General features: G+C 61.9%; 14 protein-coding genes. 6 read left to right on the top strand and 8 right to left on the bottom strand.

All coding sequences use genetic code 11. The features are described from left to right. Nucleotides 1-82 precede the first annotated feature (82 nt). The 4 genes from HMPREF2537_RS11070 to HMPREF2537_RS11085 all read left to right on the top strand — a co-directional run bounded on the left by HMPREF2537_RS11070 (nucleotide 83) and on the right by HMPREF2537_RS11085 (nucleotide 3,893). Nucleotides 83-1,513, top strand: coding sequence for an amino acid permease (locus HMPREF2537_RS11070; protein ID WP_070528984.1), 1,431 nt, complete (start codon nucleotides 83-85; stop codon nucleotides 1,511-1,513). Nucleotides 1,514-2,293: 780 nt separating this feature from the next. After that, nucleotides 2,294-3,139, top strand: coding sequence for a type IV toxin-antitoxin system AbiEi family antitoxin domain-containing protein (locus HMPREF2537_RS11075; RefSeq protein ID WP_070529505.1), 846 nt, complete (start codon nucleotides 2,294-2,296; stop codon nucleotides 3,137-3,139). A 69-nt stretch (nucleotides 3,140-3,208) separates the two neighbouring features. Continuing rightward, entirely contained in the window at nucleotides 3,209-3,418 is a 210-nt protein-coding gene (locus HMPREF2537_RS12915; RefSeq protein WP_070528987.1) for a helix-turn-helix transcriptional regulator, read from the top strand. Next, on the top strand, nucleotides 3,411-3,893 hold the full coding sequence (locus HMPREF2537_RS11085) for a hypothetical protein (protein WP_070528992.1): 483 nt from the start codon (nucleotides 3,411-3,413) through the stop codon (nucleotides 3,891-3,893). The genes HMPREF2537_RS12915 and HMPREF2537_RS11085 overlap by 8 nt, the downstream gene beginning before the upstream one ends. Before the next feature lie 197 nt (nucleotides 3,894-4,090). Here HMPREF2537_RS11085 and HMPREF2537_RS11090 read toward each other — a convergent pair whose 3' ends face one another. From HMPREF2537_RS11090 to typA, 8 genes are all read right to left on the bottom strand, one after another. Then, entirely contained in the window at nucleotides 4,091-4,654 is a 564-nt protein-coding gene (locus HMPREF2537_RS11090) for a GtrA family protein (protein ID WP_070528995.1), read from the bottom strand. Between the two features lie 107 nt (nucleotides 4,655-4,761). After that, nucleotides 4,762-5,568, bottom strand: coding sequence for a pseudouridine synthase (locus tag HMPREF2537_RS11095; RefSeq protein WP_070529000.1), 807 nt, complete (start codon nucleotides 5,566-5,568; stop codon nucleotides 4,762-4,764). Next, nucleotides 5,569-6,654 (bottom strand): succinyldiaminopimelate transaminase, encoded by a 1,086-nt coding sequence (dapC, locus tag HMPREF2537_RS11100; RefSeq protein WP_070529002.1) that lies wholly within the window; start codon nucleotides 6,652-6,654, stop codon nucleotides 5,569-5,571. It abuts the gene before it with no gap. Between the two features lie 3 nt (nucleotides 6,655-6,657). Then, nucleotides 6,658-6,981, bottom strand: a complete 324-nt coding sequence (gene fdxA, locus HMPREF2537_RS11105; RefSeq protein WP_005327491.1) for a ferredoxin — start codon at nucleotides 6,979-6,981, stop codon at nucleotides 6,658-6,660. A 50-nt stretch (nucleotides 6,982-7,031) separates the two neighbouring features. Further along, a complete protein-coding gene (locus HMPREF2537_RS11110) occupies nucleotides 7,032-7,424 on the bottom strand; it encodes a hypothetical protein (RefSeq protein WP_070529010.1) in 393 nt (130 codons plus the stop codon). Continuing rightward, nucleotides 7,421-8,287 carry a PIG-L family deacetylase gene (locus HMPREF2537_RS11115; RefSeq protein WP_070529011.1) on the bottom strand — a complete coding sequence of 289 codons (867 nt, stop codon included), beginning with the start codon at nucleotides 8,285-8,287 and terminating at the stop codon, nucleotides 7,421-7,423. Before HMPREF2537_RS11115 ends, HMPREF2537_RS11110 begins: the two co-directional genes overlap by 4 nt. Next, nucleotides 8,280-9,881 carry an ABC transporter family substrate-binding protein gene (locus HMPREF2537_RS11120; protein WP_070529018.1) on the bottom strand — a complete coding sequence of 534 codons (1,602 nt, stop codon included), beginning with the start codon at nucleotides 9,879-9,881 and terminating at the stop codon, nucleotides 8,280-8,282. The genes HMPREF2537_RS11115 and HMPREF2537_RS11120 overlap by 8 nt, the downstream gene beginning before the upstream one ends. A gap of 70 nt (nucleotides 9,882-9,951) precedes the next feature. Further along, nucleotides 9,952-11,862 (bottom strand): translational GTPase TypA, encoded by a 1,911-nt coding sequence (typA, locus tag HMPREF2537_RS11125; RefSeq protein ID WP_070529025.1) that lies wholly within the window; start codon nucleotides 11,860-11,862, stop codon nucleotides 9,952-9,954. Nucleotides 11,863-12,134: 272 nt separating this feature from the next. Between typA and HMPREF2537_RS11130 the strand changes: the two genes are divergently transcribed. Beyond that, nucleotides 12,135-12,854, top strand: coding sequence for an Rv1157c family protein (locus tag HMPREF2537_RS11130; RefSeq protein WP_070529030.1), 720 nt, complete (start codon nucleotides 12,135-12,137; stop codon nucleotides 12,852-12,854). Then, on the top strand, nucleotides 12,854-13,390 hold the full coding sequence (locus HMPREF2537_RS11135) for a ribonuclease FAU-1 family protein (protein ID WP_070529033.1): 537 nt from the start codon (nucleotides 12,854-12,856) through the stop codon (nucleotides 13,388-13,390). The genes HMPREF2537_RS11130 and HMPREF2537_RS11135 overlap by 1 nt, the downstream gene beginning before the upstream one ends. The last annotated feature ends 7 nt before the right edge of the window (nucleotides 13,391-13,397 follow it).

A 13,397-nucleotide genomic window follows, 5' to 3' on the forward strand; every position in this document is an offset into this window, starting at 1 on the left:
CCCGGGCACGCGCCGCTACGGGGCCTCGCCCCGCCCTACCAATTCTCCCCTTATGCCCACTTACCGCTCGCGGCTGCCTACAATGCTAAAGGTGACTGCTCAAAACGATTCCTCACCTAGCTCACTCGGCAGCGGCTTGAAAGTCCGCCACCTGACCATGATGGGGCTGGGCTCCACCATTGGCGCAGGCCTTTTCTTAGGCACCGGCGTTGGCATTTCTGCCGCTGGCCCCGCGGTCCTCTTGGCCTACCTCATCGCGGGTTTCCTTGCCATCTTGGTCATGCAGATGCTCGGTGAGATGGGCACGGTAATCCCCGCATCCGGCTCCTTTTCCGAATACGCCGAGCACGGCATTGGCCGCTGGGCAGGCTTTACGCAGGGCTGGATTTATTGGCTTGCCACCGTCGCCGTCCTCGGCGCGGAAATTACGGGCGCTGCTGGTTTCATCGGCGCATGGTTCGACTGCCCGCCGTGGATCCCCGCGGCCGTCTGCGTGGCACTCTTCGGCACCATCAACCTCCTGCGCGTGCGTTTATTTGGTGAGTTTGAGTACTGGTTCGCCTTCATCAAGGTCGCCGTCATCATTGCTTTCCTTGTCATCGGTGCGCTGCTCATCTTCGGTCTGCTCCCCGGCCACACCTTCATCGGCACGTCAGTCTTCCTTGCCGACGGTTTCATGCCCAACGGCCTTGGCGGCGTGGCCGCCGGCCTGCTCGCCGTGGCCTTCGCCTTCGGCGGCATCGAGGTTGTCGCCATCGCCGCGGCGGAATCCGAGGACCCCGAGAAATCCCTCGTCAACGCGGTACGCACAACCATTACCCGCATTTCGGTGTTCTACCTGGGCTCTGTCCTCGTTATCACCTTCCTCCTGCCCTATTCTTCGCTCGGCTCCGCGCAATCTGCCGCCGAGTCGCCGTTCACCATGGTCTTGGACCGCGCCGGAATCCCAGGCGCTGCGGCCATTATGGAAGTGGTCATCGTCCTCGCGCTGCTCTCTGCTTTCAACGCGCAGATCTATGCTTCCTCCCGCATGATGCACTCGCTGGCTAGCCGCGGTGAAGCCCCCAAGCTCTTCGCGTCGACAGACAGCCGCGGCGTCCCGACTGCGGCCATCGCGTTGTCTGTCATTCTTTCCGCGGTGATGGTTGTTCTCAACTATGCAGATACCGGGTGGCTGCTGTCCTTCATGCTCAACGCCGCTGGAGCCTCGCTGCTCATCGTGTGGGTCTTCATCGCGGTGAGCCAGTTGCGCCTGCGCCCGCAGCTCGAGGCCATCCACCCGCTGCCGGTGCGCATGTGGGCCTACCCTTACCTCACGTGGTTCGCCCTGGCACTCTTTGCAGCTATTGCGGTACTCATGCTTACCGACGCCTCCGCCCGCATCCAGCTCTTCTCCGCCGCCACCATGTTCGCTGTGCTAGCCATCGCCGGCGTCATCAATGCCAAGGCCCGCGGCATCTCCCCTACAGCCCGGCTGCCCTTACCTACCGCAGAGGAACTCAAAACCCGCTAGCCGCTCCTCGCCGCCCTGCTCGCCTCCGCGCCTCTTCTCGCAACCGCGCCCCTTCCTCGCTGTCACTCCACCCCCCCTTCGCGCTCACCAGCACACGATGTAGCGCCGTTTCTCCGCTCTCGGTGGCCGGCAAGGGCATACCGCGTGAGCCGTCACCCCGACAAGCGCCCTTCGCGATCACCAACAATGGGCGGGCAATGACAGGCGCCTGCCACCGTGAGCGCAAAGGTAGGTGGACCCGAGCGGCGCCTCTTCCCCTCCGCCTCTTCCCTTCACGCTCACGGCTGGGACGTGGGGCGTCGGCAATGGGCACTCGGTGAGCGCGAACGGTGCTCGATGCAATTCCCGGCTCCGATGTAGTTTCCAACCCAGCTCCACCCTTCGCGATCACCGCCGAACGCTCTAGCAGCTAATCAGCGATCCCGGTGAGCGCCAGGGGTAGGGTCCAGGCAGCGGTTCTCTCCACCCCGCCACATCACCACCCGCCCTTCGCGCTCACCAGCGAATGCTTTAAGGGCACAGAATCGATTCCGGTGGCCGCGAAGGGTGGGGCCAGCACCCGTACGAAGGGCGTGGGCCGGGTCGAGCAGCCAGGCTGCGCTATTTGCTACTTGGCGGAGTCCCCAATGGGGCTAACCAAGAGATAATGAAGATGAATGCCGCAGGAAAATTAGCGACACGTCAACATAACCCCCGGAAAACTGGACTTCGAACCCGAGTTATCCACAGGTAGGTAGTTGACTATCGACGCGTCGTGAAGCAATGCATACCTTGAGCTTCATGAAGGCATGGACAACCGCGGAGCTCCGTGAGATGGGACTGAGCAAGGAGGCAATCAGGCGGAAGCTCCGCGCGGGAAAACTCTTTCGTGTACACCGGGGAATTTACAGCGATGAGTGGTCGCCGCTGGCCGTGGCACGCGCCCTGGCTCACGGGCTGAGCCGAATACATTTCACGGGTAAGACCGCGCGGGAGATTCACTTGGGACTGAAGTTGACGTTCCCGCTGGAAGCCGAGGGACCGCGCACGCTCAAAGGGAAGAACTTTCGGGTGACACATTCGCGGCTTTCGGCTATAACCAAGGTGAATGACCTGCCTGTGGTCCAGGTGCTGTGGGCTGCACGTCGTTTAGCATCCGCTTGCGGGCAGCTGCTGGAAGAACACTATCGAGGCAAGACTGGGCCTGAGCGCTTGAGCAAAGACCAGCGGAGAATGCGTCGGATTCCCCGGCGTTTGAAGGAGACTATTCGTCACACGCCCATCGGCGCGGACAGCGTGCCGGAGCGCCAGCTGAGCCGAAGGCTACGAGCGGACGGGATCTTTCCCGAGCACAACGCGCTCATTGCGAACTACCGCTTTGACTTGAAGATGGGCAAGCTCATCGTCGAGGTCGACGGCTGGGAGCACCACAAACATAGTCGTGCTTTTCAAGCAGACCGCTCGAAGCAGAACGCCGCAGTGGCTCATGGATATACGGTTTTGCGCTTTACTGCCGACGATATCCGCTACCACCTCGACGATGCCGTACTTCTCATCAAAACCACACTTGAACAGCTCAAAGGGCGTAAACCGAAGCTGCCGGCTGTGGTGATGCAGCCCTTCTGGGAATGGCATGTTTGCATGTAACCCTTGCCTGTATGACAAGTTTGCTTTACACTAGGGCATGTAAGCACGACACACCGTAAAGGAGACCACATGGCCGAGCACCAGAATATGGTCCGCAAATGGCGTCGGTGGCTCGAGATGTCTCAAGCTGACCTCGCTGAACGGGCGGGCGTGTCCCGCCAAACAATTGCCAATATCGAGCGCGGCAACTACTCCCCATCTGTGTACCTAGCTCTCGATATTTGCCGTGAACTAGGAAAGCCCGTCGAAGAAATCTTTGGAGATGAACAACATGATTAACGCCCTTGCCAACTACACGCTCCGCGAAATTGATCGCGCCTCCCACGACGAATTCGAACGCGAAACTTGCTACAAGGCCCTCGCCATCAGTGCTTCCCCGACGATGTTCCTCGAACTCGTCGCAGCAGCCATCCTTGCCTGGGTCCTTCCTGGTCAAATGAGCATGCTCTGCTTCCTCGCCATCGCGCCGTCTGTCATCGGCAATGCCATCGGCACAGCATGGCTACGCAAACGCGTCGCTACCCCACTTGCTGGCCGCAACTGGGCTGCAATGGCCGTTTACTTCATACCGGTAATTGCGATTTTCACGGGAGTCGCTTATAACGCCTATGCGCCAGCCGACGGCCACAACCCCACCGCCTATCTAGCCGGCACCGCAGTTGGCGCTGTCTCTGTCCTAGTCCTCGCCCCATTCATCCGCCGCCTTCAGCACCGCCGCGACCAAGAGCGCCTGGACGCCGAACTCGACGACTAGGCAGCTCTCCCTTCCGTCGCATCCCCCCGCCCTTCGCGCTCACCGCGGACGGCGGGCTTTGCTGTTTGCGGGCGCCAGTGAGCGCGAAGGGTGCAGGGCTTGTCGACGCTCTCCCTTCGCGCTCACCGCATCAGCGAAAAGACCCCACCGGTCGACGCTGGTGAGCGCGAAGGGAGGGGCGGGGCGAAGGTCCGATATTAGGCCGGCTCGGTCTCATGGACCACGACCGGCGCCTTGGGCGTCGAGCGGAAGGTCCACAGCTTGTTGAAGATGAAGTTGATCGGCATCGCCACCACGATCGAAATGGCATTGGCCCAGTAATACATCGTGCGGAAGCCCGTCGAGTCATCGAAAATATCGGGCGGCAGCTGCAGCGGCGAGGTCGGATTCATCAGCAGGTACTGCACCGCGAGGGTCACCAAATACGCGCCAATGCCCGTAATGAGGAACGGGAAGAAACCCCGCAACCACGAGACTTTGCTAACGGATTTAAAAGTCCACATGCGGTTGAGCTGGTAATTCCACGTATTCGCAACGAGGAAGGCGATGGTGGAAAAAAGCATGAACCAGCGCACGTGAAACTGGGTGCCGAAGAGGTTGAACATCGCGTCATGCGGCGTAGCGCCGAACCAGGACAATCCACACTTTGCGGCCAGGATTGAAACTGCAATATTGACCAACGCGCCCGAACCGCCAACCAGACCGAACTTAATGAACTGGCCAAAATTCGAGGCAAAGCGAGCAAAGCTCAGATCCGCCATGGACACGCCCTTCGTACAAAATGCTCAATTATAGTGAATAAAACTTCGTTTGAGTTTAGTCCCTCATTCAACGCAAACTAAAACGCACACCGCAATAGCGCCCAATCTCACAGCTGAAACTCCCGTTTGCGGCCGGCAATTGGATCGCTAAAACTCAAAGCGACATGGGAAAGCAGCAGCGGCGTGGAGAAATCATAAAGATCCAAGCCTCGATCCACGGGATAAGTATCATCCCCCACAATCGGATGTCCCAGGTGGTTGAGCACCACGCGAATCTGGTGGGTATGGCCGGTCAGTGGCCAGACATCGGCCACCGCTCCCCGAGCGCGCACCCGAGTCACCGTAGGCGTGCCGGAAGGATCCACGCGGACCTGACGCTCACCACGCACCCGTCGCATGCCCAGCCGCACCGTGCCGTCGAAGGAGAAGGGCACGACCACCTGAGCCCGGTAGTGCTTCACCACCGCACGCTCCTGAAAGAGTTGCTGATACGCAGCGCGCGTGTGGGGATTGCGCGAGCACAGCACCAAGCCCGAAGTCAACCGGTCCAGCCTGTGCAGCGGCACGATGGAGTCCTCCCCGTAATCCACGCGCAGGCGGGTTTGAAGGGTCTCGCGCACGATGCGCCCGTTCGACGTCGTGGGCAGAAAATGCGGCTTATCGACGACTATCAGGTCCCCATCCTCATACACCACCCGATAGTCAAAGGGAATAGGCTCTTCAGAAGGCACCGAAGGGTGATACCATGCCAGCGTTGGGCCGGGAAGCACAGTGCCCGGTTCCAAGCGAGTGCCAGGAGAAAACGCGGAATCGCCCGCCTCACCTGCCCAATAGGTAGGTGAGGCGGGCACGATGCCAGTGAGCATCACCTTACGCGGGCTAATCCCCTCCCGCGCCGGCGGGCGAAAGGCCACTTACTCAGCCAAGCGCGCCACCGCCGCCGCGATGCGCTCGTCCGTACCGTTGAGACCAATGCGCACGAACTGCTCGCCCGCCGGGCCGTAGAAATCACCCGGCGCAACGAGGATGCCGCGCTCGGCCAGCCAGTCCACGGTCTCACGGCAGTTCTCACCGCGCGTTGCCCACAGGTAGAGCCCAGCCTCGGAGTGCTCGATCCTAAAGCCCGCGCCAGTCAGCGCCCGCATGAGATCCACACGGCGCGCGGCGTAGCGTTGGCGCTGGAGGGCTTCGGAGGGGTCGTCGTCAAGCGCGGCGACCATGGCCGCCTGAATGGGGCCTGGAACGATGAGCCCTGCGTGCTTGCGCAGCTCCAGCAGCTCCGCGATGAGCTGGGCATCGCCCGCGAAGAAACCGGCGCGGTAGGAGGCCATGTTCGCACTCTTGGAGAGCGAATGCATGGCGATGAGCCCGGTGCTGTCGCCATCGGTCACGCGCGGATCCAGAATGGACACCGGCAGGTTCTCATCATCCCAGCCCAAGCCCATGTAGCACTCATCCGAGGCCACGATGGCGTTATTCTCGCGCGCCCAGGCGACGATCTCACGCAGCTTCTCGACGCCCAGCACCCGGCCCGTCGGATTCGACGGCGAGTTGATGAACACCAGCGAGGCATCCTGGAAATCCTCGTCGGCGCGCAAGGGCTTGGCACCGGCCAGGAGCGCACCGACTTCATAGGTGGGATAAGCCACCGTCGGGAAAGCCACGGTTTCCCCGCGCATGCCCAGCAAAGTGGGCAGCCAGGCGATGGCCTCCTTGGTGCCGATGACCGGCAGCACCGCGTCCACGTTCATGTTGTAACGGCGCTCAAGCGCCTTCGCGATGGCCTCACGCAACTCCGGGGTGCCCTGAGTCTGCGGGTAACCGGGAGCCTCGGCCGCTGCGGACAGTGCTAGCTGCACGCCAGGGGCAACCGGATCGACGGGGTTGCCCACCGATAGGTCAACGATCCCGTCCGGGTGCGCCTGTGCTTTCTTCTTGGCGTCAGCAAGCGAGTTCCACGGAAAATCCGGGAGTGTGTGTCCAAGCGGCGTGCGGCTCATGGTCTACTCCTGGTTCTGAGGCGGGAGTGCAGCAATCATCGGGACGTCAAAGTCCTGCGGGCCGAGTGCTGCTGCGCCACCCGGGGAGCCGAGATCATCGAAGAAGGCAGCGTTGGCGTCGTTGTAATCCAACCATTCATCCGGGACATCATCTTCGTAGAAGATGGCCTCCACCGGGCACGCCGGCTCACAGGCGCCGCAGTCCACGCACTCGTCCGGGTGGATGTAGAGCATGCGCTTGCCCTCGTAGATGCAGTCGACCGGGCACTCTTCAACGCAGCCGCGGTCCATCACGTCGACGCAAGGCTGCGCGATGGTGTAAGTCATAAGGTGTTTAAACTCCTGTGTGTCACGGGTTTTCTACGACTAACAGTATGCTACTCCGAGGCGAAAAATGGCCAAACGCTACCCGCGATTCCCGCGGCGAACAGCAGCAGGCTGAGAATATTATTGGCCAGCAGGCTGCTATCCCCCATGGCGGCTCCCAGCATGAACGCGAGAAATCCTCCCACCCAGGCCAGCACTGGCGTACCTGCGATGTAGGGATTCTCACTCCACAGACGCGCTGTGCGGGTCAACACCCCGTTGAACCAGAAGGCGATGAGGATGGTGATGGGAAAGGCCATCCCGGATTCGCCGGGCCACGGCAGGCGCGCGGTGAGATAGACCACCTCGAGCGTCAATGAGCAGAGTGCGCCTAAGACGAGCCACACCAGGCCACCTATTTGCTCGCCACGGGAGAAATCAGTGCGAATGGCGCGCTCGGTCATTTCTCCCCCAGCAATGTTTCCTGCGGCTCCCCCTGGCCAAGCTGGTAGAACTCCTGGCGCAGCAGAGGCATGGTGAGCCAATTCGACAAGGCATAGGCGGCGGGGACTTGGGCGGGGTCCTTAAGACCCGCCTGGGCGGCGTGGGGGTTGACGGTGGTGAGGGAGCCGTCGGCAAGCCAAATCTGCGTGGCGTGGGCCAGCATCGCTGCGCGCTTGGCGCTGAAAGCCACGTCAGTGAGCTCGTAGGTGACATCGCAGCCGGCGTTGGTGAAGTTGTCCAAGTACGCCTTATCCGGCAGGCTCCAGCCCTCCGGAGGCGTGACAGCCTCGAGGCCGCGATAGTGCGCGGCGCGCTCGAAGACGGCCCACCAGATACGCTGCTCCGGCTCGGCAGCCGCATGCACGGCCTTGTGCACCGCGATGTGGTCGGGGTGACCGTAGCCGCCGTCCGGTCCATAGGTCAGCACCGCGTGTGGTCGCAGTTGGGTGAGGTGGCTGCGCAGCAGATCTGCGGCCTCATCCACGCGGTTCACCAGGGCCCGCGGATTCTCGTGAGCGGGCGAGCCTTCCATCCCAGAATCACGGAAATGCCCGAATCCGCCAAGCTGAATGCCATCAACGCCTAAGGCGTCGAGCGCGTGCTTGAGTTCCCAAGCGCGGAACCCTCCCAGCTGATCTGTTTCCGCGAGGCCTTGGTAGGGCTCGCCGATGATCTCGCCTTCCTCACCCAGCGTCGCGGTAACCACGGTGACCTGTGCGCCGCGTGCGGACAAATCCGCCAGCGTGCCACCGGTAAAGAGCACCTCATCATCCGGGTGAGCGTGAACAGCCACGACGCGGTAGCCCGTGAGATCCTTAATCATCGTCTTTCCTCCACTGCGGTGCGCTAATCAGACCGGAATCCCAGTCCTTGATGCTTTGTCCTGGGCCAACAATACCCTTGCCCAAAGCATGGACTCGCACCTCATTGAGCAGCGGGACGAAGAGCACTTCTTCCCTGTTAAGGTGCCCTACCCGTTCTTCGGCAGCCTCGGAATCCAGCTCACCGGAGAGGATGCCAAGGGCGGTTTCCGCGGAATTGTCTGGGCAGAATCCCGACAGCGTTGCCGCTGGGCGCGTCGGCGTTGCGCACACGAAGTAATTGGCCAAGCTCATCGCGTCGTTTCCGTTCTCATCCCACGCCACCACGGCATCCACCTTGCCCGCCGGAAGCAGGTCCGAGGTAATAGTGGTCAGGCGTTCGGTGACGACCTCCGCGTCGATAGCCTTGGCTTGCAGCACGTCCACGATGGTGGTGGCCGCCGCCAAGGCCGTGGGATTTTGAGGATCCACACCGATGCGCACGGGCTTGCGTCCCGCCCGCTCCCGCAGTGGGGCGAGCTCCGCGTTGCTGTCAAAGGGGTTGTGCCCAGGCTCCAGCTCCGAGGCGCGGCCGGTGGCCAAGCGGGCTATCTGGTCGGTATCCAGAAGCGAGGCTAACGCACGGCGCTGGGGCTGCTCGTTGAGAGCGCCCTCCGCGGCAGACATTTCCAAGCGGAGCTGGCGTTGCCGTGTCACCACACCGGTATTGACATTGCTGAGCAGGCTCAAGTTCTCCAGGGTGGTCTGTTGCGGGGTGAAATCAGCAAAACCGATCTGGCGCGAGCGCAGCATATTCACCGCCTGCGCGGTATCGCGAACCGCGCGCAGCTGGATGACGTCAATATTCGCGGGATCCTCTCCCCAGAAACGGTCATTGCGGTTGAGAGTGATGATTCCTCGCCCGCGGTCCATGCTTTCCACGAGGTAGCGCCCAGCGGAGGCGGGGATCCCGTCGGCCAGCACTGAAGCGAAATCCCTGTCTTCTAGAAGGTGGGAGGGCATCAGATGGGCAAAAAGTTTGTGCCAGCCTTCGACGCGGTGGTCGAAGTCCACGGTCACCACCCGCCCATTACCGGAGGTCCGCACAGCCGAGATCGCCCGATAGCCAGAAATATTCTTAGTCCCCGGGGTGCGCATTATCTGGGACCACAAATAGTTAAAGTCGGAACCGCTGATCGGCGTGCCATCAGACCATTGGGCTGGTGCGGCGATGGTATAGCGCACACGCATCGCAACGCCTTCGGGGGCTTCGATCTCCTCGGCAGATTCCAGGACATCCGTGTCCATCTCGGCGCCGTGGAACGCAGAGGGCAGCACTAGCTCCGCAATCTGGTTAACCAGCTCGGAATTGTTTGCCACCAGGTGCGGATTGAGCCCGCCGCGCAGCGGGTCGACCCCGATGGACACGGTGCTGCGCTTCGGCAGAAGGTCTTCTTCGGGTGCTGCTTCAGGTGGCGGGGACGTCGTGCTGGAATTCGTTGGAGTGGCGCTGCGATCATCCTCGTCCACCACCGGCGGCGGGCCAGGGTTAGCCTGGCAGGCCGTCAGCAGAGCGGCTGCGAGGATAACGCTGAGCCGGGGCAGGAAACGGTTCACTCCACACAACCTTTACGTTCTAAAAACTTTCCCCACCACTGTAGCGGCGCGAGGGGCGCCGCTTAGCGAGCTACTTGTTGAGCTGCTTAGCGCGAGCAGCCGCGCGCTTGCGGTCGGTGGCGGACAGCTCGACCTTGCGCACGCGCAGGACCTTCGGGCCCACCTCAACGCACTCATCGGTGCCGCAGAATTCCAACGCCTCATCGAGGGACAGGGTCTTGGCCTTGGCCAAGGTCACGGTGGCATCCGCGGTGGCGGAGCGCATGTTGGTCAGCTTCTTTTCTTTGGTGATGTTGATATCCATATCCTCATCACGGTTGTTGGCGCCGACAACCATGCCCTCGTAGGCCTCCATGCCCGGTTCCACGAAGAAGTCACCGCGGTCCGCCAGCTGCTGCAGAGCGTAGGCGGTGATCTGGCCGGAACGGTCGGCCACGAGCGAGCCGGTCGGGCGGGCCTTGATGTCGCCGGCCCAGACGTCGAGGCCGTCGGAGATGGAGTTCGCGATGCCGGAGCCGCGGGTCTCCGTCAGGAACTGGGTACGGAAACCGATGAGGCCGCGGGCCGGGATGCGGAAGACCATGCGGACCCAGTCGCCCTCGCGGACGTCCATGGACTGCATTTGGCCCTTGCGGGTGGCCAGCAGCTGGGTGATGGCACCCTGGTGCTCAGACGGAGAATCGATGGTGAGCATCTCGTAGGGCTCCATGGTCTTGCCATCGATGACCTGGGTAACCACCTGCGGCTTGCCGACGGTCAACTCGAAGCCCTCGCGGCGCATGTTCTCAATGAGCACAGACAGGGCCATCTCGCCGCGGCCCTGAACCTCCCAAGCATCCGGGCGCTCAGTCGGCAGCACCTTGATGGAGACGTTACCGATGAGCTCCTGGTCCAGGCGGGCCTTGACCATGCGGGCGGTGAGCTTATCGCCGCCGCCCTGGCCTGCCATCGGGGAGGTGTTGACACCAATGGTCATGGAGATGGCTGGCTCATCGACCTTGATGCGCGGCAGCGGCTCTGGGTGCTCGACGTCCGCGATGGTGTCACCAATCATGATGTCGGAGATACCGGAGATGGCAACGATGTCACCGGCGATAGCCTCGGTATCCGGCTGACGCTGGAAGCCGACGGTGCGCAGGAGCTCCGCCACCTTGACGGTCTTGGTGTGCATCTCCCCTTCCTCGTCATAGTGCATCCAGGCCACCTGCTGGCCCTTCTTGATGGTGCCGGAGTAGATGCGCAGCAGAGCGATACGGCCGAGGAAGTCATCGGAGTCGAGGTTGGTCACGTGCGCCTGCAGAGGAGCGTCGACCTTGGCGGAGGGCTCGGGGAGGACGTCATAGATGACGTCAAAAAGCGCCTGCAGGTCATCGGCGTTCGGGACATTACCGTTGCCCGGGTTCTCCGTGGAGGCCTTGCCCTCGCGGCCGGAAGCGTAGAGAACCGGCAGATCCAAGAGCTCCTCGGCGGCAGCGGCTGCTTCCTCATCCTCCAAGCCGGCAGCGATTTCCAGAAGCAGGTCCTGGGCCTCGGTGACGACCTCATCGATGCGGGCGTCGGGGCGGTCGGTCTTATTCACGCAAATGATGACCGGCAGCTTCGCCTCCAGAGCCTTGGTGAGCACGAAGCGGGTCTGCGGGAGGGGGCCTTCGGAGGCGTCGACAAGCAGCACAACGCCGTCAACCATCGAGATACCGCGCTCGACCTCGCCACCGAAGTCGGCGTGGCCCGGGGTGTCGATGACGTTGATGATGAGATCCCCGCCGTCCTTACCCAGGCCCTTGCGGTGGATGGCGGTATTTTTCGCCAGAATGGTGATGCCGCGCTCGCGCTCCTGATCGTTGGAGTCCATGACGCGATCCGAGTGTTCGCCATGGTCGCCGAAAGCGCCGGACTGCTCCAGCATGCCGTTGACGAGGGTGGTTTTACCGTGGTCAACGTGCGCGACGATGGCTACGTTACGGAACTCAGTATTACTCACGTGTGGGGTGCTCCTTAAAGCATGATGCGTTAGCGGTATGAACGGCCCTTAAATATACTCTCTAGCCCTTTCATGTGCAGCATCGCGCGTACCATCCCGCAGAGCGCTGCGGGATGTAACAGAATGGTATCAACAGCCGACATACCGCACAGTAGACCTCTATTTAGAGTTGACTACATCAAAAAAGTGAATATTGTGGCAGCAGATACTATTGTGACGCATGTGAATTAGTTTCTGCCGTCACGTCCCCCACCCACACACAAGGATTTTCCATGGCCTTTTCCGAACAGCACTCTTCCCGCTCCGCCCGTCGTGGCGTCGCCGGACTTACTGCTGCCGTGATGATGGGCCTACTCAGCATCACGCCCGCGCATGCCGGCGCCCCCGACCTCTCCTCGCTGGTGAACATCCCACAGAGCAGTAGCCCGCTGGACAGCCTCGGCCGTCCCACCCCGGAGACACAGGAGCGTGTTCGCGCTTTCGCGGCACAGCCATGGATCCCGCAGGAGGCCCGCAGCGCCATCCTCACCGCACTTAATTTCACCGCCGGTGAAGGCGACGAGGGCGGCGTAGCCATGCCGGAGGGAAATAACCCCGGCTTCCGCCAGTTCTACTGGCCCACGGTCTCCGCGCAGTGCATCGGCGGGCAGGGCGATTCGGTTGGCTCCGCTATCGCCGTGCCCGGCCCGACCGACATGCCGGCCCCAGGTGCAGGCGAAGGCGAAACCGTCTTCCTCTTCACCGCGCTGGGTACCCCGACCGCCGCTGAAGAGCAGGGCGCCATGCACGTCCAGTGGTTCAACTTGGACACCTTCCAGTTCGGCACCACTCCCCTGTTCAACAACGGCATCAACACCGATGGACCCACCACGGTCTCGGGCCGTGCAACGACTGGCAAGGGCACCGTCGTGGCGGTCCTCTCTGGTGCGGTCAACACTGCTGAATCCTCGTGTTCCTTCCCACCTACCGCGGCTTACCTCGAGGTGAACTAATGAGCACTGACCTGCACCCAGTCAAGCAAGAGACCTTCAATACCGCCGACAACATCAATGTCGACCCGAAAGGTTTCCAGCGCGAGGTAGACACCTACCGGGTCACCGACTTTGGCCTCTACATGGCCCGCGGTGCTAACCACCCGCGCTTCGGCTACCTCGAGTCTTGGCTGCTGCCGGACCTTGGCCTGCGCGCCAACATCTTCCACTTCCGCGAGGGCGTGGATGTGCACCAAGACTTCTACATCGACGTTGCCGATATCGACATTGACGGGGACGTGTGGACCACCCGCGATCTCTACGTCGACTTGGTCTCCACCTCCGGCGAGCCGGTCGATGTACTCGACATCGACGAGCTAGCCGCCGCCACCTCCAACGGCCTCATCAGTGCCGAGGAAGCCGAGCGCGCCATGGAGCGGACCCTGACCGCCGTCGAAGGCATTACGCGCTACGGCGATGACGCCATGAATTGGCTGCGTACGCTGGGCATGGACCTTACTTGGGCAGAAAATGTGGAGCTCGTTCCTGCCGAGTAACCTAGGG

This window comes from Corynebacterium sp. HMSC074E01 (assembly GCF_001808885.1).
In the GTDB taxonomy this organism is placed as follows: domain Bacteria; phylum Actinomycetota; class Actinomycetes; order Mycobacteriales; family Mycobacteriaceae; genus Corynebacterium.

Excerpts from the sequence above, each read along its gene's own strand:
- HMPREF2537_RS11070 (WP_070528984.1), top strand. The coding sequence starts at position 83 with ATGCTAAAGGTGACTGCTCAAAACGATTCCTCACCTAGCTCACTCGGC.
- HMPREF2537_RS11075 (WP_070529505.1), top strand. The coding sequence starts at position 2,294 with ATGAAGGCATGGACAACCGCGGAGCTCCGTGAGATGGGACTGAGCAAG.
- HMPREF2537_RS12915 (WP_070528987.1), top strand. The coding sequence starts at position 3,209 with ATGGCCGAGCACCAGAATATGGTCCGCAAATGGCGTCGGTGGCTCGAG.
- HMPREF2537_RS11085 (WP_070528992.1), top strand. The coding sequence starts at position 3,411 with ATGATTAACGCCCTTGCCAACTACACGCTCCGCGAAATTGATCGCGCC.
- HMPREF2537_RS11090 (WP_070528995.1), bottom strand. The coding sequence starts at position 4,654 with ATGGCGGATCTGAGCTTTGCTCGCTTTGCCTCGAATTTTGGCCAGTTC.
- dapC (WP_070529002.1), bottom strand. The coding sequence starts at position 6,654 with ATGAGCCGCACGCCGCTTGGACACACACTCCCGGATTTTCCGTGGAAC.
- fdxA (WP_005327491.1), bottom strand. The coding sequence starts at position 6,981 with ATGACTTACACCATCGCGCAGCCTTGCGTCGACGTGATGGACCGCGGC.
- HMPREF2537_RS11110 (WP_070529010.1), bottom strand. The coding sequence starts at position 7,424 with ATGACCGAGCGCGCCATTCGCACTGATTTCTCCCGTGGCGAGCAAATA.
- HMPREF2537_RS11115 (WP_070529011.1), bottom strand. The coding sequence starts at position 8,287 with ATGATTAAGGATCTCACGGGCTACCGCGTCGTGGCTGTTCACGCTCAC.
- HMPREF2537_RS11130 (WP_070529030.1), top strand. The coding sequence starts at position 12,135 with ATGGCCTTTTCCGAACAGCACTCTTCCCGCTCCGCCCGTCGTGGCGTC.
- HMPREF2537_RS11135 (WP_070529033.1), top strand. The coding sequence starts at position 12,854 with ATGAGCACTGACCTGCACCCAGTCAAGCAAGAGACCTTCAATACCGCC.